The 22,769-nt window shown below is 53.2% G+C and carries 21 protein-coding genes; 1 reads left to right on the plus strand and 20 read right to left on the minus strand.

What is annotated here, in order from left to right:
* Window positions 1-376 precede the first annotated feature (376 nt).
* The 20 genes from ftsZ to mraZ all read right to left on the minus strand — a co-directional run bounded on the left by ftsZ (window position 377) and on the right by mraZ (window position 21,132).
* Window positions 377-1,645: a cell division protein FtsZ gene (gene ftsZ, locus Q4C79_RS05315; protein ID WP_303089988.1), complete on the minus strand. Its 1,269-nt coding sequence runs from the start codon at window positions 1,643-1,645 to the stop codon at window positions 377-379.
* A 129-nt stretch (window positions 1,646-1,774) separates the two neighbouring features.
* Window positions 1,775-3,007 carry a cell division protein FtsA gene (gene ftsA / locus Q4C79_RS05320; RefSeq protein WP_303089989.1) on the minus strand — a complete coding sequence of 411 codons (1,233 nt, stop codon included), beginning with the start codon at window positions 3,005-3,007 and terminating at the stop codon, window positions 1,775-1,777.
* A 22-nt stretch (window positions 3,008-3,029) separates the two neighbouring features.
* The gene (locus Q4C79_RS05325; RefSeq protein WP_303089990.1) at window positions 3,030-3,779 is read right to left on the minus strand and encodes a cell division protein FtsQ/DivIB; all 750 of its coding nucleotides are present in this window, start codon (window positions 3,777-3,779) and stop codon (window positions 3,030-3,032) included.
* Complete coding sequence (locus Q4C79_RS05330; protein WP_303089991.1) at window positions 3,769-4,680, minus strand: D-alanine--D-alanine ligase; 912 nt, start codon at window positions 4,678-4,680, stop codon at window positions 3,769-3,771. Before Q4C79_RS05330 ends, Q4C79_RS05325 begins: the two co-directional genes overlap by 11 nt.
* A gap of 80 nt (window positions 4,681-4,760) precedes the next feature.
* Window positions 4,761-6,161, minus strand: a complete 1,401-nt coding sequence (murC, locus tag Q4C79_RS05335) for a UDP-N-acetylmuramate--L-alanine ligase (RefSeq protein ID WP_303089992.1) — start codon at window positions 6,159-6,161, stop codon at window positions 4,761-4,763.
* A gap of 126 nt (window positions 6,162-6,287) precedes the next feature.
* The gene (murG, locus tag Q4C79_RS05340; RefSeq protein WP_303089993.1) at window positions 6,288-7,355 is read right to left on the minus strand and encodes an undecaprenyldiphospho-muramoylpentapeptide beta-N-acetylglucosaminyltransferase; all 1,068 of its coding nucleotides are present in this window, start codon (window positions 7,353-7,355) and stop codon (window positions 6,288-6,290) included.
* Between the two features lie 18 nt (window positions 7,356-7,373).
* Window positions 7,374-8,528: a putative lipid II flippase FtsW gene (gene ftsW / locus Q4C79_RS05345; RefSeq protein ID WP_303089994.1), complete on the minus strand. Its 1,155-nt coding sequence runs from the start codon at window positions 8,526-8,528 to the stop codon at window positions 7,374-7,376.
* A 209-nt stretch (window positions 8,529-8,737) separates the two neighbouring features.
* Window positions 8,738-10,075 carry a UDP-N-acetylmuramoyl-L-alanine--D-glutamate ligase gene (gene murD, locus Q4C79_RS05350; RefSeq protein WP_303090023.1) on the minus strand — a complete coding sequence of 446 codons (1,338 nt, stop codon included), beginning with the start codon at window positions 10,073-10,075 and terminating at the stop codon, window positions 8,738-8,740.
* A 180-nt stretch (window positions 10,076-10,255) separates the two neighbouring features.
* Window positions 10,256-10,468: a hypothetical protein gene (locus Q4C79_RS05355; RefSeq protein WP_303089995.1), complete on the minus strand. Its 213-nt coding sequence runs from the start codon at window positions 10,466-10,468 to the stop codon at window positions 10,256-10,258.
* 206 nt (window positions 10,469-10,674) lie between these two features.
* On the minus strand, window positions 10,675-10,965 hold the full coding sequence (locus tag Q4C79_RS05360; protein ID WP_085366577.1) for a GIY-YIG nuclease family protein: 291 nt from the start codon (window positions 10,963-10,965) through the stop codon (window positions 10,675-10,677).
* A 184-nt stretch (window positions 10,966-11,149) separates the two neighbouring features.
* Window positions 11,150-11,632: a group II truncated hemoglobin gene (locus Q4C79_RS05365; RefSeq protein WP_303090024.1), complete on the minus strand. Its 483-nt coding sequence runs from the start codon at window positions 11,630-11,632 to the stop codon at window positions 11,150-11,152.
* 147 nt (window positions 11,633-11,779) lie between these two features.
* Window positions 11,780-12,862: a phospho-N-acetylmuramoyl-pentapeptide-transferase gene (gene mraY / locus Q4C79_RS05370; RefSeq protein ID WP_085366575.1), complete on the minus strand. Its 1,083-nt coding sequence runs from the start codon at window positions 12,860-12,862 to the stop codon at window positions 11,780-11,782.
* Between the two features lie 321 nt (window positions 12,863-13,183).
* On the minus strand, window positions 13,184-14,017 hold the full coding sequence (locus tag Q4C79_RS05375; protein WP_303089996.1) for an arylamine N-acetyltransferase: 834 nt from the start codon (window positions 14,015-14,017) through the stop codon (window positions 13,184-13,186).
* A gap of 50 nt (window positions 14,018-14,067) precedes the next feature.
* Entirely contained in the window at window positions 14,068-15,438 is a 1,371-nt protein-coding gene (gene murF / locus Q4C79_RS05380; protein ID WP_303089997.1) for a UDP-N-acetylmuramoyl-tripeptide--D-alanyl-D-alanine ligase, read from the minus strand.
* Window positions 15,439-15,553: 115 nt separating this feature from the next.
* Window positions 15,554-16,066, minus strand: a complete 513-nt coding sequence (locus Q4C79_RS05385; RefSeq protein ID WP_303089998.1) for a M23 family metallopeptidase — start codon at window positions 16,064-16,066, stop codon at window positions 15,554-15,556.
* 30 nt (window positions 16,067-16,096) lie between these two features.
* On the minus strand, window positions 16,097-17,593 hold the full coding sequence (locus tag Q4C79_RS05390) for a UDP-N-acetylmuramoyl-L-alanyl-D-glutamate--2,6-diaminopimelate ligase (protein ID WP_303089999.1): 1,497 nt from the start codon (window positions 17,591-17,593) through the stop codon (window positions 16,097-16,099).
* 38 nt (window positions 17,594-17,631) lie between these two features.
* Entirely contained in the window at window positions 17,632-19,386 is a 1,755-nt protein-coding gene (locus Q4C79_RS05395) for a penicillin-binding protein 2 (protein WP_303090000.1), read from the minus strand.
* Window positions 19,387-19,400: 14 nt separating this feature from the next.
* On the minus strand, window positions 19,401-19,661 hold the full coding sequence (gene ftsL, locus Q4C79_RS05400) for a cell division protein FtsL (protein WP_303090001.1): 261 nt from the start codon (window positions 19,659-19,661) through the stop codon (window positions 19,401-19,403).
* Between the two features lie 50 nt (window positions 19,662-19,711).
* Window positions 19,712-20,680, minus strand: coding sequence for a 16S rRNA (cytosine(1402)-N(4))-methyltransferase RsmH (gene rsmH / locus Q4C79_RS05405; RefSeq protein ID WP_303090002.1), 969 nt, complete (start codon window positions 20,678-20,680; stop codon window positions 19,712-19,714).
* The gene (gene mraZ / locus Q4C79_RS05410) at window positions 20,677-21,132 is read right to left on the minus strand and encodes a division/cell wall cluster transcriptional repressor MraZ (protein ID WP_303090003.1); all 456 of its coding nucleotides are present in this window, start codon (window positions 21,130-21,132) and stop codon (window positions 20,677-20,679) included. Before mraZ ends, rsmH begins: the two co-directional genes overlap by 4 nt.
* A 336-nt stretch (window positions 21,133-21,468) precedes the next feature.
* On the opposite strand from mraZ, the gene Q4C79_RS05415 reads away from it, so the two are divergent.
* Window positions 21,469-22,626 (plus strand): class I SAM-dependent methyltransferase, encoded by a 1,158-nt coding sequence (locus Q4C79_RS05415; RefSeq protein WP_303090004.1) that lies wholly within the window; start codon window positions 21,469-21,471, stop codon window positions 22,624-22,626.
* Window positions 22,627-22,769 lie beyond the last annotated feature (143 nt).

The following is a 22,769-nucleotide window of genomic DNA, read 5'->3' on the forward strand; positions in this document are numbered from 1 at the left end:
CGTGGGAGATTTTATGACTGCATTGCTACGGAGTTCTTATTTTAATTGACTATAGTATAGCGGATTCAATTATTTCTATGCAAGGTAACAAGCCGCAGAGAGGACACGCAATACAGCAAGGCGCAAACGCCATAGCGAGTTAAATTAATCCGCTATAACATAAATAGCAAATTAACTTTCGTCGATATAGCGTTGCTGCGCCTTAGCTTGAAGAGAACGATTTTGTTAGCCAGCTAAAGCAGCAACAGAATCGGTTCGTACGTGTAAAGTACTGTCACGCGGCTTGTTACCTTGTATAGAAGTAATAAATCCGCTGTAGTAAAAAATACAACTGAAACTATCTTTTCGGCTGTATTTTATTTCTATCTATCAAAACTTATTCATGGTTGTTATTCTGCTTGCGGCGTAGCATAGCTGGGATTTCTAGATCATCCAAGAAATTTTTATCAGCAAAGTCAGCAGCTGACAGATTCATATTACGTGCACCACGACCGGAACGGATGACATTATCGATATTATTGGGATAATGCTGTTGACGGTCACGTTCATCAAACGCAGCAGCTGCGGCTGCTAACGCATCAAATTCAGCAGCACTGTAACCCCCTTGGCGCCCACCGTGTTGCTGGGCACGTGCGGCTTGGCGCATACTGCCGGCTTGAGGGGCAGCCGAATGGAAACTCTCTTTCAAGCCGGTAGCAATGATGGTTACGCGGATAGCATCTTCCGGCATATCATCATCCTCGGTGGTACCATATTTACGCTCTGAATCCGGATGGGCGTATTCATTTACTATTCGCATAATTTCACGAAATTCAGACATTTTCAGGCAGCCTGGGGCAGTAGTAATATTAACTAATACACCGCGCGCACCGTCTAAGGTGACATTATCCAAGAGCGGACTGGCAATCGCATTCTCGGCAGCCAAACGTGCACGATCCACACCTTGGGCATTACCCGTCCCCATCATCGCCATGCCAGTGATGCTCATTACATTTTTCACATCAGCAAAGTCCAAATTGATTATACCCCCTCGGGTTACCACTTCGGAAATACCCGCAACGGCAGCATGCAACACGTTATCTGCTTCTTGGAAGGCTTCGCGTAAGGTGACATCTTCGCCCAAAGCAGTCATCAGTTTATCGTTCGGAATCACGATCAACGAATCCACTTGGCTTTTCAGCTGATCAATACCTTGTGCGGCAATATTAATACGTTTGCCTTCATGCTCAAACGGACGGGTTACCACGGCCACGGTCAAAATGCCGAGCTCTCTGGCGATTTCCGCCACAACCGGCGCAGCACCGGTGCCGGTACCGCCGCCCATACCGGTAGTAATAAACAGCATATTGGCACCGCGAATGGCATCGGCAATGGCTTCGCGGTCTTCTTGTGCAGCAGCACGACCCACTTCAGGATTGGCACCTGCGCCCAAACCACGCGTTAAATTGGTACCCAACTGGATGCGTTTAGGTGCTTGGCTTTTACCCAAAGCTTGAGCATCGGTATTGGCACTGATAAATTCCACACCCGCAATAGAGTTTCGAATCATATTATTGATGGCATTGCAGCCACCGCCACCGATACCGATGACTTTAATTACAGCCGGTGATGCGGCAGACTCCACCACGTCGTAAACCAAATCCATTTATATGCTCCTCGGCACATGCGATCGTTCAAAGCAAGACCGCATAAAAAATTTTTAAAGATTTCGATATTATAAAGAACTCTTTTACAATTGGCAAAAGCGTTCTTGATAATATCCCATCAAAATCTGTCAAAAATTTTTAAACCATTCTCGTAACTTAGCCCAAATACTTTCGTGCGGCCCGCCCACCACAACCGCACCGCCTACCACCTTACCTTCCGCCTCGCTGCGCGCGGCTTGCAGCAAGCCGATTGCGGTCGCATAACGCGGATTGCGGACACGCTCGGAAACACCCGGAACATCTTGCGGCACGCCGATACGGGCGGGTACATTAAAGATTTCTTCAGCCAAATCCAACATGCCCGGCAACAGTGAGGCACCGCCGGTCAAAACCACTCCCGAATTGAGCACTTCTTCCGGGAAACCGGACCGACGCAATTCGTGCAAGGTTAATTCCAAAATTTCTTCTACGCGCGGGCCGATCACTTGCGCCAATACACTGCGCGGTACTTGGCGCATCGGGCGGTCGCCTACACTCGGCACTTCTACCATTTCATCTTCCATATCAGCATCAACGATAGCTAAGCCGTGATGTACCTTAATATATTCCGCATGAACATAAGGGGTACGCAACGCATGGGCAATATCACTGGTAATCAAATCACCGGCAACCGGAATTACTGCGGTATGACGGATGGCGCCGTTGGTATAAACGGCGATGTCGGTGGTGCCGCCGCCGATATCGATGACGCACACGCCCAAGTCTTTTTCGTCTTCGGTTAAGACTGCCTGTCCGCTCGCCAGCGGTTGCAGCATAATCTGCTCCATATGCAGGCCGCAGCGGTTAACACATTTTTGAATATTTTGCAGGGCGGTAATCGCACCGGTGATGATGTGTACGCGGGTATCTAGGCGCACGCCGCTCATGCCGATGGGTTCTTTAACGCCGGGCTGGTTGTCGATGATGTATTCTTGCACCACGGTGTGCAGAATATTATGGTCGGGCGGGATGTTGACGGCTTTGGCGGTTTCGATAGCGCGATCGATATCCGCTTGGGATACTTCGCCGTCTTTAATTTTTACGACGCCTTGCGAATTGAGGCTGCGGATATGATTACCGGCTATGCCGGTGGTGACACTGTCGACCTTGCAATCAGCCATCCGTTCGGCTTCGTCCATGGCTTGGCGAATGGCTTGGGCGGTGGCATCGATATTGGTCACCATACCGGCACGCAAGCCGCGTGACGGTGCTTGACCAAGACCGACAATATGAATTTCGTTATCCTCGCCTATTTCACCGATAAGTGCAATTACCTTAGAGGTACCAATATCCAATGCACTGATATATTGTTTGTTAACCATGATTTTCCATTCTTTTTAATCTTTACGGTTGCTGTTTTGCTGTCTTTTCTGCAGATATTGTTTCTTGTCGCTCCGCTATCGGACGTTGACGGATGGCAAAGCCGTCTTTATAACGCATATCCACATATTCCAATGACGCTTGCTGGGGCTTAAGTATGCTGCGCCACACCTCTGCAAAGCGATTGAGCCGCTCGTTTTCATACTCACGTCCCAAATAAACGGTAATTTTATTGTCCAATACCACTGACCATGCCGAACGCGGGCTGTATACCAGCTTGTCGATGGTGAGATTAAGCGGTTTTAATTGCTGACCAAATTTCTGATAATGTTCGGCCATTACTTTTTCGGTGCCGGACTCACCTTCGAAGGCGGGCAGTTTTTCATCATAACGCGCCTTAAAAAGCTGACCTTTGCTGTCGACTAAGCTGCCGTCTTTCCATCTGGCCAACGGCTCGTGCTCGGTCAGGCTGATTTCAACCGTATTGGGCAAACGGCGGCGTACAATCGCGGCTTCTATCCACGGCAGCTGCTCGAAAGCATGCTGGGCGCCGTTTAAGTCAGCCTTGAAGATATTACCGCGCACATAATGGGCAGCGATTTTCTGCAAGGAATCGCTGTCGGTATGTGCCAAGCTACCTTCTATTTTAACCTGTTTAATCGGAAAATAGTTCGAATTATACAACCCTGCAATTACCGATCCGATTATCAGCAAGGTAACGACAACATACAACCAGCCGCTTAGTTTTTTTAAGGCTTTAACATTATCCAACATGGGCTGTTTTCAAGATTTCTATGCAAACATCGGCATAAGTCATGCCTACCTGAGCAGCGGCTTTAGGAACCAGACTGTGACTGGTCATCCCCGGCAGCGTGTTAACCTCCAAAATATATAGTTTGCCCGTTTCATCTTTTAAAAAGTCAACACGCGAGCACCCGTAGGCACCGATGGCTTCGGCGGCACGCACTGCCAAACTGCGTATCAAAGCTTCATCAGCATCACTTAAATCCGAAGGGCACTGGTAAACCGTATCGTCACGTAAATACTTGGCTTCATAATCATAAAACTCAGTGGCCGGGATAATCAGAATACTGGGCAAACCTTTGTTATTGAGCACCGGGCAGGAATATTCGCCGCCGCCGATAAAGCGTTCGGCAATAATTTCGCCGCGCATATGTTTCAACTGATCGTATACCGTTTTCAGGCTGCCTGCTTCTTTCACCTTAACCACACCGACGCTACTGCCCTCGTTTGCCGGTTTTACAAACATCGGCAGGCCCAATTCAGCTTCGACGGCCTCAAAATCACTATCTTCGTGTAATACGGCAAACTCCGGCACAGGCAAACCCAATGCGCTCCATATTAATTTGCAACGGTATTTATCCATTCCCAATGCAGAAGCGGCAACACCGCTGCCGGTATACGGAATACCCATCAGTTCCAGCGCACCTTGTACCGCGCCGTCTTCCCCGTACGTGCCGTGCAAGATGTTGAAGGCCGTCTGAAAACCTTGAACCTTCAATTCGCTCAATGCGGTTTCTTTCGGATCAAAAGGGTGCGCATCAACCCCTTTACTACGCAAGGCCTCCACAATGCCTTTGCCGCTGCTGAGCGACACTTCCCGTTCGCTGGAAAAACCACCCATCAATACGGCCACTTTACCGAAATTCTGCATATCTACTTTCTGTTTCCTATTCAGACGAACATTTACACCTAAACGCCCTTTAATATTTTCAGACAGGCATTTATCGCCGTCTACTGCTTGCTTAGTTCCACTAAAGCCTGAGGTACTTTATTAATATTGCCGGCACCCATATTCAAAACCACATCGCCATCTCTTAATATATTCAGCAAAGTAGCGGGCAATCCATTAACATCTTCGCAATAAATCGGATCGACTTTTCCCCGTGCACGGATAGCATTCGCCAAGGCGCGTGAATTCGCCGCTTCGATAGGTTCTTCGCCGGCAGCGTAAACATCGGTGAGAATCAAACCGTCTGCCGTAGCCAAAACATCAACAAAATCTTCAAACAAATCGCGGGTACGGGTATAACGGTGCGGCTGAAAGGCCAACAACAGGCGTTTGTCTGGGAAAGCACCGCGTGCGGCAGACAAAGTTGCAGCCATTTCAACCGGGTGGTGCCCGTAATCGTCAATGACCAGTGCGCTGCCGCCGGATGGCAGCCGGATCTCGCCATAACTTTGGAAACGACGGCCTACACCGGCAAAACCCTGCAGGCCGCGCTGGATGGCTTCGACTTCTGCGCCGCATTCCAGCGCAACACCAATGGCAGCCAGTGCATTCAATACATTATGGCGGCCGGGCATATTGAGCTTAACTTCAAACGGTTCGATTTCGCCGTTTTTCAGATGCACGGTAAACTGCATTTGCGCACCATCGGTACGCAAATCGGAAGCGTAAATATCGGCGGTATCGTCCAACCCGTAAGTAGCAAACGGCCTGCTGATTGCCGGCAGAATAGCGCGGACATGTTCGCTGTCGATACATAAAAATGCTTTACCGTAAAACGGCATACGGTGGATAAACGATACGAACGCCTGATGCAGTTTTTCGACACTGTGATCGTAGGTGTCCATATGGTCGGTATCGATATTGGTTACCACCGACATAATGGGCGTAAGGTGTAGAAACGAAGCATCGGATTCGTCGGCCTCGGCCACCAGATATTCGCCTTTGCCCAAGCGGGCGTTGGTACCGGCGGCAGTGAGTTTGCCGCCGATAACGAAGGTCGGATCCATGCCCGCCGCCGCTAGAATGGAAGCGGTGAGGCTGGTGGTGGTGGTTTTGCCGTGGGTGCCGGCGATGGCGATGCCGTCGCGGAAACGCATCAGCTCGGCCAGCATCAGCGCGCGCGGAATCACGGGGATTTTACGCGCATTGGCTTCCACTACTTCGGGATTGTCTTTATTAATTGCAGTGGAAGTCACCACTACATCCGCGCCATGAATGTGCTCGGCGGCATGACCCGGATAAACGCGGATTCCGGAATCATCCAAATGCCGGGTAACTGCGCTTTTTGCCTGATCGGAACCAGAAACAGTAAAGCCAAGGTTATGCAGAACCTCAGCGATTCCGCACATACCTGCTCCGCCGATACCGACAAAATGAATGTGTTTTACTCTGTTTTTCATCATTACCTGTTTCTCTCTGTCCGCCCTTTTTCAGACAGGCATAGCCGCCTACAGGCGGCTCTTACCAAAAGCGCTTATTTTAAAGGCAAGCGCCGTTTGGCGCCATTGTTTTCTTGCTGCAACGAGGGTTTACTTCGCAACCTGAACGGCAATATCCGCCACATCGTCCGCACTGCGCGGCAGCGCCAACAAGCGGGCGTTTTCCGCCCAGAACAAACATTGTTTGCGGTCAATACTTTCGAGAATCCCAGCCAGTTTTTCAGGCGTCAGTTCTTTCTGCGGCAAAAGCAAGCCTGCGTCGGCTTTAACCATGAAACGGGCGTTGGCGGTTTGGTGGTCGTCCACCGCTTGCGGATAGGGCACCAGCAAAGCGCCCACACCGGCCGCAGTCAATTCGGCAACCGTCAGCGCACCGGCGCGGCAGATTACCACATCGGCATGACCGTATACTTTCACCATGTCATCGATAAACTCGGTGCAATACGCTTTTACGCCGGCCTTACCGTAAGCGGCTTTTAAATCATCCAATTTATTGCGGCCGGACTGATGATACACGATCGGACGCTTATCTTGCGGCAACATCGCCAAAGCCGCCGGTACAGTTTGGTTTAGCACTTGCGCACCCAAGCTGCCACCCATTACCAATACTTTCAACCGTCCTTTACGCGAAGCAAAGCGCTCGGCAGGCTGTGGCAAAGCAGCGATATCGGCGCGAACCGGGTTACCCACCAAACCATCAGGTGCATCAAAAGCTTTCGGGAAAGCATACAGAACACGACGCGCCCAGCGCGACAAAGCTTTATTAGCCAAACCCGCCACTGCGTTTTGCTCGTGTATGACCAAGGGCACATTCATCAATTTGGCCGCCACTCCGCCGGGGAAAGTCACAAAACCGCCGAAACCGATTACACAATGTATCTGATGGCGGCGGATAACGGCTTTGGCCGCTGCAACGGTCTTCATCAAAATAAACGGCAGCGTCAGCTTACGTTTCAAGCCGTTGCCGCGCACCCCCTTAATCGACAGTGTTTCCAAGTGAATATTATGTTTGGGCACAATCTGTGTTTCCATCGCCCCTTCGCTGCCCAGCCACACCACTTTATGGCCGCGTCTGCGCAAAGACTCCGCCACTGCCAATGCCGGGAAAATATGGCCGCCGGTACCGCCGGCCATGATTAAAAAATTCTTTCCGCTCATGATTCTTTTATTATCCTTTTACTCTACTTCGTATCCACGTTTTTTACGGCGGTTTTCATAATCGATACGCACCAATATCGCCATACAGCATAGCATCACAATCACCGCCGAGCCGCCGTAAGACATTAGCGGCAAGGTTAAGCCTTTGGTCGGCAGCAAGCCGATGTTCACTCCAATATTGAAGAAACTCTGGATGCCCAGCCAAATACCGATGCCTTTAGCCACAAAAGCGCTGAAATACAAATCCAGATCACGCGCCTGCTTGCCGATGGAAAACGCCCGCCACACCAACCAGGCATAACACAAAATCAGCGCCAGCATACCGACAAAACCAAATTCTTCGGCAATCACGGCAAAAATAAAATCGGTATGTGCCTCGGGCAAATAAAACCGCTTCTCCAAGCTTGCACCCAAACCCACGCCAAACCATTCGCCGCGCGCAATCGCCATCAAAGCATGCGAGAGCTGGTAACCCTTTCCCATCGGATCTTTAAAGGGATCAAGAAAAGAAGTCATCCTGGCCATACGGTAAGGCGCAACCAAAATCAGGGCGCCCAGCGCCGCTACGCAAAACGTGATGATGATGGCAAACCAGCGTGCGGGTAAACCGGCCAGATACACTAATCCCAGAAAAATAACCGTCACCACCACCGTCGAGCCGAAATCCGGCTCCAACATCAACAAACCCAACCCGATACCGATAGGTATACCGACATACCAGACTTTTTTCAGATTTTTCAGAATATCGGCCCGGCGGGTAAAAAAACTGGAGAGATAGAAAATTGCCGCCAATTTGAATACTTCCGAAGGCTGAATATTAAACGGCCCAATGGCAATCCAGCGTTTGGCACCGTTCACTTCCCTGCCGAACAACACCGCCACCAGCAAAAATCCGCTGAAGCCCAATATGTAAGGCGTGGCTTTTTTCCACACCTTCATCGGCACTTTGGAAACGACAAGCGCCGCCATACCGCCGATGGCAACAAAAATCGCTTGGCGGCTGAGGTAAAACCACGGGCTGCCGCCGTCGTGGCCGGCATACGCGATAGAAGCCGAATAAATCATCATCAGGCTGAACGCCGTCATCAGCAACACCACCCAGATTAAATTCTGGTCGTAGTTATGGCCGCTTTTGAGGATTTTACGGTCTAGTAATTTGGATTCGGTAATCATGTAAATACAACTTCGGTTTTGCAATCGTTGGTGATTCGAACAGACATTTTTAGCCACCATGCCTGTCTGAAAATAAATATCAGGCTTCCCGCCCAAACGTTACCTGCCTGTTTTTTTTCAGACAGGCAGAGTATTGATTAAGTTTATCTTTCTATCTTTTCTTTCAGACAGGCATTGTGCAACAACCATGCCTGTCTGAAACAATCCCCCTACAACGCTTCAAACGCTTCGACGAACACTTGCGCCCGATGCGCGTAACCTTTAAACATATCGAAGCTGGCGCAGGCGGGGGAAAGCAGCACGATGTCGCCGCTTTGCGCGAGCCGGTAGGCCGTTTGAACGGCTTCGGGCAGGGTTTCGCAATCAATCATCTCCACGCCGCAGCCGCCCAAATCGCGGCGGATTTGCGGCGCGTCGACGCCGATTAGCAGCACCGCGCGGGCTTTGTTTTGCAGCGCGGCGCGCAGTGGGGTGAAATCCTGCCCTTTGCCCTGCCCGCCGACAATCAGCACAATCGGGCTTTGCAGGCCGGAAATGGCCGCCACGGTGGCACCGACGTTGGTGCCTTTGCTGTCGTCGATAAAAGTGATGCCGTTTTTCTCGCCCACTTTTTCCACGCGGTGCGGCAGCCCCTTGAAGGTTTGAATGTGTTGCAGCAGCTCGGTTCGCGGCAGGCCGATGCTTTCGCACAGGGCAAGCGCGGCGAGTACGTTGGCGGCGTTGTGCAGGCCTTGCAGCGGCACGGCGGCGGTGTCGAGCAAACCGTTACCGCCCGCTTTCAGACGGCCTGTCTGCACATCCGCCCAATAATCGGTTTCGTTTTCCAGCGAAAACCATTTCACTTGGCGGCCGTTGCGCTTCATGGCGCGGCACAGCGCATCGTCGGCGTTGAGCACCTGCACGCCGCTGCCGCGGAAGATTTTGTCTTTGGCGTGGGCGTAGTCGAGCAGGTCGTCGTAGCGGTCGAGGTGGTCTTCGGAAATATTCAGCACCACGGCGGCATCGGGGGTGAGGCTTTCGGTGTTTTCGAGCTGGAAGCTGGAAAGTTCGAGCACCCACACATCGGCTTTTTTGCCTTCGCGCTGCAATTCGGCTTCGAGCACGGGCGTGCCGATGTTGCCGGCCACCACGGTGTCCAGCCCGCATTTGACGCACAAATATCCGACTAGGCTGGTTACGGTGGTTTTGCCGTTGCTGCCGGTGATGGCGATCACTTTGTCGCCGCGCGCTTTCACTATATGGGCGAGGATTTCGATGTCCCCGACCACCCTGCCGCCGTTTTGTTTGAATTCGACGATTTCCGGCGCGCGCTCGCTGATACCGGGGCTGAGCGCCAGCACGTCGAAACCCTGCGCCAACGCGTCTTTCAGACGGCCTGTGTGGCAGTTCAAACCTTTGAAAAGCTGCGTAAGCTGCGCTTCGCGCTCGGGTTTCAAATCGGCATCGTAAGCCGCCACCTGCGCGCCGGCGCGGCGCAGATAGGCAATCATGGAAACGCCGGTGCCGCCGAGTCCGGCGACGAGGATTTTTTGGTTTTGCCAGTTCATGTTGTTGCTCATCAATATTTTGTCATTTTCGAATATTTCGTCATACTCGGGCTTGACCCGAGTATCTTGTCGGCCTTTCCACCATGCCTGTCTGAAAAACTTTTCCGGTTATTCTTGGGAGATACTCGGGTCAAGCCCGAGTATGACGGCAGTTTTTTGATACGCTTGCCGGAGACCATTCTATCTGTCTCGCTTCAACTTATCGTACTCTTCCAGCAAAGCCACTGCTTGTGCCAACGACAGACCAAATGTTTTGCGTACTGCTTTTAAATCGGTAATCCTTTCGCCCGTCAGATTTACAGACAACCATATTTCAACATCGGGATTACCCAACAACAAGCGCACAGTTCGATTTTCGTCCGGAATACCGAACAGTGTTTTAAGCCAATTCATTTCGGTTGATTTTCAATGATTTTCAGAAAAAAAGTCGTCCGAAGACATTATTTTAAACTGCCATATCTCGATTCTCACTTAAATATTCTGTAGAAGCTTCAAATGCCTGTCTGAAAAACTTTTCCGGTTATTCTCGGGAGATACTCGGGTCAAGCCCGAGTATGACGGCGGTGGTTCAAATTTGCGCTTTCCACCATGCGCCGGCACTATCCGACTATTTCCTGCCATAAATCCCGCCATTCGGGATTGGTGTTCTCGATTAAGTCGATTTTCCACTGCCGCCGCCAATGCTTCATGGTATGTTCGCGCCGAATGGCGCTTTCCATCGTTTCGTGCAGTTCATACCATACCAAGCTTTCTAAGTTATAGCGGTCGGTAAACCCTTTGGCAATATGCTGTCGGTGTTGGTAAGCACGCTGTATCAGGTTAGACGTAACACCCAAATACAATACGCCGTTTTTTCGGTTACTCATCATGTAAACGGCGGGTTGTTTCATGTTTATTTCCCCCTTAATCCCTTGTTTCGGTTTGCTTCTTCTGAAAACCGCTGACTTTGCCCGCCATACCCGGGCTTGACCAGGGTATCTTGCTTTTTTTATAGAGGCCGTCTGAAACTTTAATCGGTATCTCCGGGAGATACTCGGGTCAAGCCCGAGTATGACGGCAATTTATATTTATTTTTCAGGCGGCCTCAAAAAACCCTTCCACCCCATATTCTTCCAACACCGCCGCCAATTCCGGCAAGCGCGCTTCCGGTTCGGCCGACATCGGCGGCAGCGGCGGGGCGTGTTCGGGTTCGTGTTGGTTGCGCATCCAGTCGGCCAGCGCAAACAGGCGCAGCAGCAGCGGTTCGGCCAAATCGGGGGCAACCGCCGATTCGTGCAGCGCTTGGGCGAAGCAGGCGATCCATTGGTTGCGCGTCTGCATGGCAACGGCGAAGGGGAAATGCCGCTGGCGCAGGCGCGGGTGGCCGTGTGCCTGCTCATACAGCGGCGGGCCGCCGAGCCAGCCGCTTAGGAATTGGAACAGGCGTTCGCGGGCGTAATCGAGCGTTTCGCCGTGTTGCGCGCGCAGTTCGGCGTATTGCGGTTCCAACTCCATCAAGTCGTAGAAGCGACCGGTTAGTGCTTCTATGCCCGCTTCGCCGCCCAATAGGGCATACATCGTTTGCTGTGTCATGTTTTCTGTTTTATGTGGTTTCTGACGCCGTCTGAAACTTTAATCGGTATCTCTGGGAGATACTCGGGTCAAGCCCGAGTATGACGGCAATCGGTTATGCTTTTCAGACGGCCTTTGCTTTTCAGACAGGCATCAGCGGATTTTCAGCGAGCTTAAGCCCACCAGCACCAGCACGATGGTGATAATCCAAAACCGCACCACCACCTGCGTTTCTTTCCAGCCTTTTTGTTCGTAATGGTGGTGGATGGGCGCCATCAGGAAGATGCGTTTTTTGGTTTTCTTATACCAGCCTACCTGCAACATCACGGAAATGGCCTCCACCACAAACAGGCCGCCCATAATCACCAGCACCAGCTCTTGGCGCACAATCACCGCCACCGTGCCCAAGGCCGCGCCCAAGGCCAGCGCGCCCACGTCGCCCATAAATACTTGCGCGGGATAGGCGTTGAACCACAAAAAGCCCAAGCAGGCGCCGCACATGGCGGTACAGAAAATCACCACTTCGTTGGCACCGGCCACATGGGGCAGTTGCAGGTATTGGGCGAACTGTGCGTGGCCGCTGGCATAGGCGAAAATCGCCAAACCGCCCGCCACCAGCACCACGGGGAAGGCGGCCAGGCCGTCCAAACCGTCGGTGAGGTTGACCGCGTTGGAGGTGCCGACGATGGTAAGGTAGGCCAGCACCACAAAGCCGAACACGCCCAGCGGCAGGGCCACTTGTTTGAAAAACGGCACGATCAGGATATTGTTGGCCGAGTTCTGCGCCACATAAAACAGCAGCAGCCCCGCCGCCAGCGCCACGCCCGACTGCCACACCATTTTGAAGCGCGCCGACACGCCGTTGGGGTCTTTATAAACCACTTTGCGCCAGTCGTCGTAGAAGCCCAACGCGCCGGTGGCGAGCAGCACCAGCAGCAGAATCCAGATATAGGGGTTGGCCAGATTGCCCCACAGCAGGGTGGAAACGGTGATGGCGGTGAGAATCAGCGAGCCGCCCATGGTGGGCGTGCCGGTTTTGATCAGGTGGGTTTGCGGCCCGTCGTGGCGCACGGCCTGGCCGACTTTCAGCTCGGTGAGCTTGCGTATCGTCCACGGCCCCAACAGCAGCGAAAACGCCAGCGCGGTCAGGGCTGCCATCACGGCGCGGAAGGTGGTGTATTGGAAAACGTTCAGCGCGGAAAACCAGTCGCTGAAGTGGGCTAACCATAAAAGCATGGGGTTTACTTCCTTTTTGTTTGATTTTGGTGTTGTTGTTTATTATTGGGCTTTCTGCCTGCATCTTAAAAAACATCTGCGTCATGCCCGGGCTTAACCCGGCCATCTTATCGTTGCGAAAGAAACAGCAAATACCCGGGTTAAGCCCGAGTATGACGGGATACCAACATTTTTAGGTTCGAATCGGCTTTTTGCAAAGGTTTCAGGCCGTCTGAAACCGTTTCAGACGGCCTCTTTAATTAATTTGTCGTATTTCCGAACCCGTTATTTTAAAACAGAACGGCGGACGGGTAGTTTTCAAATCTTCAGTTTTACCGAGCTTTATGCTTTGGACGCTTGCTCCAAGCTGTCCAAAAAAACTTGCAGCTTCGGTTCTGCCAAACGGTCCGCCGCAAGAAGGAACTGCTCGTGCAAAACAGCCAATACTGCGCGGGCGTCGGGCAATTCGGCATGCTCGGCACTGCCGTCGGCGCGGCGCACGGTATAACGCCGGTTAAGCAAGGTATGGCGCTCGCCGTTTGGCGTGGCGCGCGCCGCCATCAGCCGGGTGCGAAACGGCGATTTCGGGTGGGTCGAAACATACCAGTTGCCCACTTCCAAATCCGGCATGAATTGCGGCTGCAAATCGAAACGGTAGAGCATCCGCCATTCTTGTCCGGTTTGCGCACTTAAAACCAAGCTGCCGGCGTGCTCTTCGATACGGTAAGCACCGTGCGGCGTGAGCTGGCTGCCTCTATCATCCAAGCGCAAAGGCGCCGTCGGATTCAGGCCGCCGAAGCCGACATCGACCAGCCAAGCATCGCCCGCCACTTTAACTTCCAGCATCATATGCGTACGCGCGTGCGGCATATCCGGCCGGTTGTCGTGCACAATGCTGCCGGTTAGCGGGCGCACGACAAACCCCAATGATTGCAGCAGCGCGGCAAATAACAGATTCAGTTCATAACAATAACCACCCCGGTTCTCTTGAACCGTTTTGCGGAAGGTATCGTCTTCAGCCAAAGAAACCGGCTCGCCCAATACCGTGCTTAAACTTTGGAACGCATAACGCGCCAAGTGAGCCGCCTGCAAATGCCGCAGGCTCTCAAGCGTGGGCGGCAGCGGTTCAGGCACATTCAGGCTGCCCAGATAGGTGTTTAGTTTTTGCTTGTCCATCCATCTCTCCTACGGCGTTCGTTACGGCCCGCCGGTATAGCGCTCTTTTTTCAGACAGGCTTTTCCAACAACGCTTCAGCCACTTCTTCCATCTTCATAAAGCGCGAGCCTTTCACCAACACATTCGCGCCTTGCGGCAAATCATGCGCCAACACTTGAATCAGCGGGTCTTTATCGGCAAACCATAACCCGTTGCCGCCGAAGGCTTCCGCCGCCGAAGCGCTGTAATCGCCGACGAAATAAGCGGATTCGATGCCTTTACTACGGGCGTATGCGCCCACTTCGGCGTGCATGGCGGCCGATTCGTCTTCGCCCAATTCGCCGATGTCGCCCATCACGAACACGCGCGGGGCGGGGAGTTGGGCGAGCACATCGAGCGCGGCCTTCATGCTGTCGGGATTGGCGTTGTAGGTGTCGTCCAACACGGTGGCGCCTTTGATACCGCGTTTCACGTTCAGACGGCCTTTGATATTGGCAAAGCCGGAAAGGCCGTCTGAAACCTCTTGCAGGCTCAAGCCGGCGGCCAAGGCCAGCGCGGCGGCGGCGGCGGCGTTGGCCACATTGTGCCGCCCCGGCACCGGCAGTTTTACGGCGGCGCGCGCGTTGCCGCACACCAAATCGAATTCGCACGACAGCGGCTTCAACACGATGTTTTCGGCATGGATATCGCCGCTTTGCGCGCCGAAAGTCTGCTGTTTCAAACCTTGTGCGGCCGTCTGAAACACGGCGGCATGGGCGTCTTCGGCCGGCACCAGCGCCAATCCGTTTTCAGACAGGCCTTGGTAAATCTCGCTTTTGGCTTTGGCAATATCGCCCACGCCGTCGAAACCGCAGCCGACGTGCGCACGCAGGGCGTTGTTGACCAGCGCCACGTCGGGGCGGGCAATCCGCGTGAGCGCGGTCAGCTCGCCGAAGTGGTTCATGCCCATTTCGATCACGGCATAACGGTGCGCGGGCGTGAGCTTGAGCAGAGTGAGCGGCAGGCCGATATGGTTGTTGAAATTGCCCGCCGTCGCCAGCACGGCATCTTCGCCGAAACGGTGGCGCAGTATCCCCGCCAGCATTTCTTTCACGGTGGTTTTGCCGCTGGAGCCGGTGATGCCGAACACAAACGGGTTGATCTCGTTGCGCCAAGCTGCGGCCAGCGTTTGCAGCGCGGCCAGCGTGTCGTCCACTTTCAACGCGCCGGGAAGCGCGGCGCAATCTTCGCGCGACACCACAACCGCCGCCGCGCCTTTGGCCAGCACATCCGCCGCAAAATCATGCGCGTCGAAACGCTCGCCGGCCAAGGCGAAAAATACGTCGCCGCTTCGGATATCGCGGCTGTCGGTTACGATGCGCTTGACTTCGGCATCGCCGCTTTCAGACGGCTGAGGCAGGTTTAGGGCTTGGCGGATAAAATTCAGAGTTAGGGGTTTCATGTTAATTTCTGTTTTCTTTTCTATCTAAAATGCCGCTTAAGGTGGGCGTAAACCCACCGTTGTTACCCTTGCTCAAAATGGTGGGTTAACACCCGCCCTACCTGTTTCAGACGGCCTATTTATCCTGATTGATTAACGGATAGGGATTCACCGCGCCGTGCAGGGTGTATATACCGTAATGCAAATGCGGTGGCGTATCTTTGGCGTTACCGCTGTCGCCAACATAACCGATTATCGTACCCACCTCCACCCATTGGTAAACGCGGATGTCGGCATAGCTTTCCAAATGGGCGTAATAATGCCAAGTGCGGCCCGGACCTTGTATGCCGACGGTTCTGCCGCCCAAACTGTTTTCTCCAATACGCAGAATCATGCCGGGTGTGGTACTGGTAACCGGTGTGCCGCGCGGAGCGAAAATATCCACACCCTCGTGTTTGCGGCCGCCGCTGCGCACCGCACCCCAAGTGTCGGTAAAGCGATGCCCCTCCACCGGGTTGGGCAGACTGTCCGCTGTCGGTGCCGACTTAGTTTGTAAGTAGACCAGTCGCACAAATGGCAGCCAATACGCTTGCGTTCCCCACAACAAAATGCCGACAACAAGCAAAACCGGTAGTAACCGCCGACCCATACCTTACTCCAAACAATACGCCCTATGCCGTTATCTTTGCGCCAGCGCTTTTTCCGCTTCTTCGAAATCGGAAAAATGATGCTTCTCGCCCTGCACGTCCTGATAGGTTTCGTGGCCTTTGCCGGCAATCAGGATAATATCGTCTGCCGCGGCATGTTTGACTGCATAGCCGATGGCGGCGCGGCGGTCGGCTTCGATGTGTTCGTGGTTGGGTACGGCGGGAAGGATGTCGTCGATAATGGCCTGCGGCTCTTCCATGCGCGGGTTGTCGCTGGTAACCACCACTTTGTCGGCGCCCGCAACGGCGGCGGCACCCATCAGCGGGCGTTTGCCTTTGTCGCGGTTGCCGCCGCAGCCGAACACGCACCAAAGGCTCGCTCCTTGCGGTTTGATTTCCTGCAAGGTGGCGAGCGCTTTTTCGAGGGCGTCCGGCGTGTGGGCGTAATCGACCACCACCAGCGGTTTGCCGGGGTTCATGATGCAGTCCATGCGGCCGGTGGCGGGGCGGATGCGGGCGAGTGCGTTTAATACCGGTTGCAGCGGGTAGCCTGCGGCGCACAACACGCCCACGCAGGCGGCGAGGTTTTGGGCGTTGAAGCGACCGAGCAGGCGGGTTTGGCATTTGCCCGCGCCCCACGGGGTGTCAAGCGTAACCGTCATGCCGCCGGATGTGGCGCTAAAGCCGGTAATGCGGATGTCGGCATCTTCGGCAAAGCCGTAGCGATAAACGGCCAGGCCGGGGCGTTCGGTTTTCAGACGGCCTGCCAGTTCGGCGCCGTATCCGTCGTCTGCATTAATCACGGCGTGTTGCAGGCCCTGCCAGTAAAACAGGCGCGATTTGATTTCGCCGTAGGCTTCCATGCTGCCGTGGTAGTCGAGGTGGTCGCGGGTGAGGTTGGTGAACACGGCCGTCTGAAAGGGCACGCCGTTAACGCGCGCTTGGTCGAGGCCGTGGCTGGACACTTCCATCGCCACGGCGCGCGCGCCTTGTTGTTTGAATCGGTGAAGCAGGGTTTGTACGGAAACGGGATCGGGGGTGGTGTGGGTGGCTTCCACCAACTCGCCCCAAAAGCCGTTGCCGACGGTGCCGATAACGGCGCAGCTTTTCAGACGGCCTTCGAGTATGTCGGCGGCTTGTGCGAGCCATTGGGTTATCGAGGTTTTACCGTTGGTGCCGGTAACACTCCAGATGGCGAGGCCGTTTGAATGCCTGTCTGAAACATTGCCGTACACTTCGGCGGCCAGTATGCCGGCGCGGTGTTTCAAATCTTTGATACCTTGGTTGGGCACGCGCCATTCGGGATTCCAAACGAAATCACCGTCGTCGTCCCAGAACACAAAAGAAGCACCGTTGGCGATGGCGGCGGGGATAAAGCTGCGCCCGTCGGTGTATTCGCCTTGGCAGGCGACGAAGATGTCGCCGGGTTGGATTTTCCGGCTGTCCGAATGCAGCAAACGCCCTGCTGCGCTTTCGCACAGCAGGGGCGTTAATGAAGTTTCAGACAGGGGTACAAGTTCGCTGAACATTCAGGTCTCCGTATTCACCACTCCATCATTCTGCGTGTTTAGCGGGAAGCGCGGATGGTAGTGGTATGGTTTAATGCAGTCGTAGGAGCAACGCCTAAAATATTCAGGCTGCCGGCTGTAATGCCTTTGAATACCGGGCCGGCAACCGTACCGCCGTAATAACCGTTGACGCTCGGTTCATCGACAGCAACCGCCACAATCACCCGCGGGTTTTCCGCCGGTGCGAAACCGACGAACGAAGCCAAGTGTTTGTTGTCGGCATAACGGCCGTTCACCAGTTTGCGTGCGGTACCGGTTTTGGCCGCCACATGGAAGCCCGGTACGGCACCGGCGGTACCGGTACCGCCCGGTTCGGTAACCGAAACCATCAGATTGCGCACGATACGTGCGGTTTCCGGTTTAATCACCTGTTCGCCTTTCGGAACGGTCAGCTGTTTCTCGAAACTTACCGGCAACAAGCGACCGTCGGCGGTAAAGATGGTATAGGAACGCGCCAGTTGCAGCAGGCTCACCTGCAAACCGTAACCGAACGACATGGTTGCTTGATTGAACGGGCGCCATTTTTTCCAGTTGTGCAAAATACCGGCCGTTTCGCCCGGGAAACCGGAATGCATGCGGTGGCCTACGCCTACGCTGCTGTAAAAGTCATACATCTCTTGCGGAGTAAACATCGCGGAGAGTTTACTGGTACCGACGTTAGAAGATTTTTGCATAATGCCGCGCAGGCTCAGCGTCGGATAAGTATGGGTATCGCGCACGATATTGCCGTAAATACTGTACGGCTGGGTGTTAAACACCATATTCTCGGTCACTTTGCCTGAATCCAGCGCTTTGGCGATGGTAAACGGCTTCATGGCCGAACCCGGTTCCAGCATATCGGTTACTGCACGGTTGCGCCGCTGCTCGCCGCCTGCCTGACCGGGTTGGTTCGGGTCATAAGCCGGGCTGTTGACTAAAGCCAGAATTTCACCGGTTTTGGCATCCAGTACGACCGCGCTGCCTGCTTTGGCTTTGTGATAGCCAATTGCTTTGTTCAATTCATCGTAAGCCAAGGTTTGGATACGTTGATCCAGCGACAGCACCATGTCTTGACCGTTTTTCGGATCACTGTTGCGCGGCGAATCTAAACTGTCAACAATATTGCCTTTGTTATCGCGCAAAACCACTTTGGCTCCGTTGGTACCGCGCAAGGCATCCTCGCGTGACAACTCCAAGCCTTCTTGGCCCTTGCCGTCGATATTGGTAAAACCGATCACATGCGAAAACAGATTGCCCATCGGATAATGGCGTTTCGACTCTTTTTGGAATGCCAAGCCTTTAATACCCAAGGCAGTAATTTGATCTGCCACTTCCTTAGGCAACTGCCGTTTCAGATAGATAAAATCTTTCTCTTTCTTCAGCAGCTTTTCTTCCAACTCACCTTCCGGCACACCGGTCAGCTTCGCCAGTTTGATCAATTGCTCATGGCTGGGCAATTCATCCATAGCAGAGGGGATGGCATACAGTGATTCGGTGGGAGCGCTCAAAGCCAAGGTAGCACCGTTACGATCGGTAATCGTACCGCGCGAAGCCGGCAAGGAAAGCGTGCGTACAAAACGACGATCACCCTGATCTTTCAAAAAGGCGTGTTCGCTGGTTTGAATGTATACACCTCGGAAAATCAGCGCAGCAAACGCCACAGCCAAGCAGCCCAACACCAATATGATGCGCTCATTACTGCTGGTCGGGCTGGGCTTTTTTTCTTTCGCCTCCCGAGGCTTCATCTGAGGTTTGTATTCGTTTTTAATTAACATACCACACTTCTCAATTACTTCACTTCGATAATCTGCGTATTTTCTGCCGAAGGCGCGCGCAGTTTCTGCGCCTCCGCCGCTGCTTTAATCAGCTTGTGGTTGGCCAAGCGCGCCTGTTCCAACTTCAAACGGGCATAGTCCTGATCCAACGAGATTTTGATTTTTTCCGCCTTGTCCAAAGCAATATAGTATTGCCGCGACTGATTCTGCACCGTAACCACAGCCAAACCCGAAGCAAGGGACAATAACAGCAACACAACGTTTAATTTATTCATAATTTTTCGGGCAGGTATTTTACAACCAGAGTGCTTTACTCTAATGACCTTTATTCATCTTTTTCTGCTATCTCAAAGCTGCCTGCCGTCCTGCTGGCAACCCGCAACACTGCGGATCGGGCACGGGGATTAGCTGACACCTCTTCTGCCGATGCTTTTTGCGCCTTACCCTCCTGTTGCAGCGGTGGCACAGGCCTGTCTGCTTCTCTTACCGCCGCCCATTTTGGTAGCGGTTCCGCCTGCGAATACCGTCGGATAAACTGTTTAACGATACGGTCTTCCAGTGAATGAAAAGCGATTACCGCCAACCTGCCATTTTCATTCAAACGCCCTACTACTTGCGGCAATACGGCCTTTATTTCTTCAAGCTCACGGTTGATGAAGATCCGAACGGCCTGGAACGTCCGGGTCGCCGGGTCTTGACCGCGCTCACGAGTACGGACGGCTTGAGCCACGAGCTTCGCCAGCTTGCCGGTTGTATCAATGGGCTCCGTTTCGCGTTGCGACACAATGGCGCGCGCAATCTGGCGACTAAACCGCTCTTCACCATAATTTTTGATTACCTCATTCAATTCTTTTTCATCGGCCACTGCCAACCACTCTGCCGCCGATATACCGCGCGTAGGATCCATCCGCATATCCAAAGGTGCATCAAAGCGGAAACTGAAACCGCGCGTTCCTTCATCTATTTGCGGCGAAGAAATACCCAAGTCAAACAATGCACCGTCTATTTTGCCGATGCCCAAGTCATCCAAAGCCCGATTAAAAGCGGAAAACCCGTCGTGCACCACACTCACCCGCGCATCCTGCTGAGCCAACCGTTCGGCAACTGCAATAGCCTGCGGGTCTTTATCGAACACCACCAAGCGCCCTTCCCTACCGAGCTTAGATAAAATCAGTCGGGAGTGCCCTCCCCTACCGAAAGTACCGTCTACATAAATTCCGTTTTCGCGTATCCCGAGAGCATCCACTGCTTCATGAAGCAGCACCGTAATATGCTGGTAGCCTTCCCCACTCATAACTGCAAATCCGTTTGCGCCAATTCCATTTCCAAATCTTCCGGATCCATATCCAAGGCCTGATCCATTTCAGCTTCCCAATGTTCACGGCCCCAAAGCTCCAGCCGGTTGGCGCGACCGACCAATGTCACTTCCTTATCGAAATCCACCCGTTTACGCAGATTGGCCGGCAGCAGCACCCTGCCCGCACCATCCAATTCCAACGTATCCGCATTGTGCAGCAGCAGGTTCTGATAACGCTGCAACACCGGCTTGCCGGCAACAGGCAATGCCAGCAGCTGCTCAGCTACTTTTTCCCAAACGCTTTCGGGATACATCAGCAGACGGCTGCGCGAATCCAGCGTTACCACAATCGCAGGCGTATAGCGGCGCAGCAGCAGCTCGCGAAACTTGGCCGGTATAGCCAATCGCCCTTTGCCGTCTATGCTGAGTTCGTGAACGCCGCCAAACAAAATATCCGCTCCTTGATGGTTTTTCTGCCTGATTAATCTTTTTTGGGAAATCTATGCACTTTGACACACTTTGCCCCACATGTTCACACTATAAAAAATTTTGCCGACCCGGTCAAACGCGCCAATCGTAAAAAACAACCGTACAGACAAGCACTTAACCAGAAAAAACGGCACAAAAAATATAGAGAAACACCACATACAAACCAGAAAATCCAATGTTCATCAGAACATACAGAAAAAAAGCAGAGGTAGTCCAAACAAAAACAAGCCTGCCCGCAAAGCAGTCGGACAGGCTATAATATAATTAAATCAATAAATTTTTACATTTTATAACACATGAATCCCGTACTTCCCAATCCGCCAGCAGATGCCCAATCCGCCAGCCTTTTTCTGCAAAATTTAATACGCAACGAAATTGACAAATATGGTGGATGGGTTCCTTTTTCGCGCTTTATGGAATTGGCGCTGTACGCACCGGTTTACGGTTATTACACCGGCGGATCCCACAAAATCGGCGCCGCTGGCGACTTCATTACCGCACCGGCTCTAAGCCCCCTGTTTGGCCGATCTCTCGCCAAACAAATCAATGATTTACTTCCTCAAACAGCCGGAACGGTTTATGAATTCGGCGCAGGCACCGGCGAGCTGGCCGCAACCCTGCTGCCGCAATTGGTTAACGGCGGTTTGCAACACTACTGCATTATCGAAGTTTCACCCGAGCTGGCCGAGCGCCAGCGCCAACGGATACGGCAAAGCATTCCCGAATGGGCCGACAAAGTGATACACCTAACCGAGCTGCCTGATACCTTCGACGGCATCATCATCGGCAACGAAGTGCTCGACGCCATGCCTTGCGAAGTCGTGCGTTACGGTGAAAACGGCTTCGAGCAGGCCGGCGTATCGTTGAACGTTTCAGACAGGTATTTCGAATGGGCTTACCGCCCGCTGGCCGATACGGCTTTATTGGCCACCGCTGCCGCTTATCTGCCGCCCCTGTCCGGCTACACCAGCGAGTTGCATCCGGCGCAACACGCTTTTGTCCGTACCTTGGCGGGAAAATTGGTGCGCGGGGCCATCATTCTGATTGACTACGGCTTTGATGCCGCCCAGTATTACCATCCGCAACGCAACCAAGGCACCCTTATCGGCCACTACCGCCACCATACCGTGCATGATCCGTTTTTCTACCCCGGGCTCACCGACCTGACCGCCCACGTCAACTTCACCGATATTGCCCAAGCCGGTACCGACGGCGGCCTTGATCTCATCGGCTACGCTACTCAGGCGAATTTTCTGCTGAACTTAGGTATCACCGATTTGCTGGAAGCCTGCGGCGCCAGCGACAGCACCGCTTATCTGCGTGAGGCGGCGGCTTTGCACAAATTAATCGGCCAGCACGAAATGGGCGAATTATTTAAAGTGATTGCATTCGGACGCGGCGTAGAGGTGGATTGGCAAGGGTTTGCCTACGGCGATATCTGCCACAAACTGTAAACCTCATCCGAACAAATGCCTGTCTGAATTTTTTCAGACAGGCATCCGTCACAAACCATCCTCTTACCATTATGAAATATCCCGATAAAAATCAAATACCAAACAAATAGATCAGCAATTGCGTTTGACAAACGCAGTCGCCG

This window comes from Neisseria sp., from assembly GCF_030523955.1.
GTDB lineage: Bacteria > Pseudomonadota > Gammaproteobacteria > Burkholderiales > Neisseriaceae > Neisseria.

Coding starts and splice junctions, on each gene's coding strand:
- ftsZ (WP_303089988.1), bottom strand. CDS start 1,645: ATGGATTTGGTTTACGACGTGGTGGAGTCTGCCGCATCACCGGCTGTA.
- ftsA (WP_303089989.1), bottom strand. CDS start 3,007: ATGGTTAACAAACAATATATCAGTGCATTGGATATTGGTACCTCTAAG.
- Q4C79_RS05325 (WP_303089990.1), bottom strand. CDS start 3,779: ATGTTGGATAATGTTAAAGCCTTAAAAAAACTAAGCGGCTGGTTGTAT.
- Q4C79_RS05330 (WP_303089991.1), bottom strand. CDS start 4,680: ATGCAGAATTTCGGTAAAGTGGCCGTATTGATGGGTGGTTTTTCCAGC.
- murC (WP_303089992.1), bottom strand. CDS start 6,161: ATGATGAAAAACAGAGTAAAACACATTCATTTTGTCGGTATCGGCGGA.
- murG (WP_303089993.1), bottom strand. CDS start 7,355: ATGAGCGGAAAGAATTTTTTAATCATGGCCGGCGGTACCGGCGGCCAT.
- ftsW (WP_303089994.1), bottom strand. CDS start 8,528: ATGATTACCGAATCCAAATTACTAGACCGTAAAATCCTCAAAAGCGGC.
- murD (WP_303090023.1), bottom strand. CDS start 10,075: ATGAACTGGCAAAACCAAAAAATCCTCGTCGCCGGACTCGGCGGCACC.
- Q4C79_RS05355 (WP_303089995.1), bottom strand. CDS start 10,468: ATGAATTGGCTTAAAACACTGTTCGGTATTCCGGACGAAAATCGAACT.
- Q4C79_RS05360 (WP_085366577.1), bottom strand. CDS start 10,965: ATGAAACAACCCGCCGTTTACATGATGAGTAACCGAAAAAACGGCGTA.
- Q4C79_RS05365 (WP_303090024.1), bottom strand. CDS start 11,632: ATGTATGCCCTATTGGGCGGCGAAGCGGGCATAGAAGCACTAACCGGT.
- mraY (WP_085366575.1), bottom strand. CDS start 12,862: ATGCTTTTATGGTTAGCCCACTTCAGCGACTGGTTTTCCGCGCTGAAC.
- Q4C79_RS05375 (WP_303089996.1), bottom strand. CDS start 14,017: ATGGACAAGCAAAAACTAAACACCTATCTGGGCAGCCTGAATGTGCCT.
- murF (WP_303089997.1), bottom strand. CDS start 15,438: ATGAAACCCCTAACTCTGAATTTTATCCGCCAAGCCCTAAACCTGCCT.
- Q4C79_RS05385 (WP_303089998.1), bottom strand. CDS start 16,066: ATGGGTCGGCGGTTACTACCGGTTTTGCTTGTTGTCGGCATTTTGTTG.
- Q4C79_RS05390 (WP_303089999.1), bottom strand. CDS start 17,593: ATGTTCAGCGAACTTGTACCCCTGTCTGAAACTTCATTAACGCCCCTG.
- Q4C79_RS05395 (WP_303090000.1), bottom strand. CDS start 19,386: ATGTTAATTAAAAACGAATACAAACCTCAGATGAAGCCTCGGGAGGCG.
- ftsL (WP_303090001.1), bottom strand. CDS start 19,661: ATGAATAAATTAAACGTTGTGTTGCTGTTATTGTCCCTTGCTTCGGGT.
- rsmH (WP_303090002.1), bottom strand. CDS start 20,680: ATGAGTGGGGAAGGCTACCAGCATATTACGGTGCTGCTTCATGAAGCA.
- Q4C79_RS05415 (WP_303090004.1), top strand. CDS start 21,469: ATGAATCCCGTACTTCCCAATCCGCCAGCAGATGCCCAATCCGCCAGC.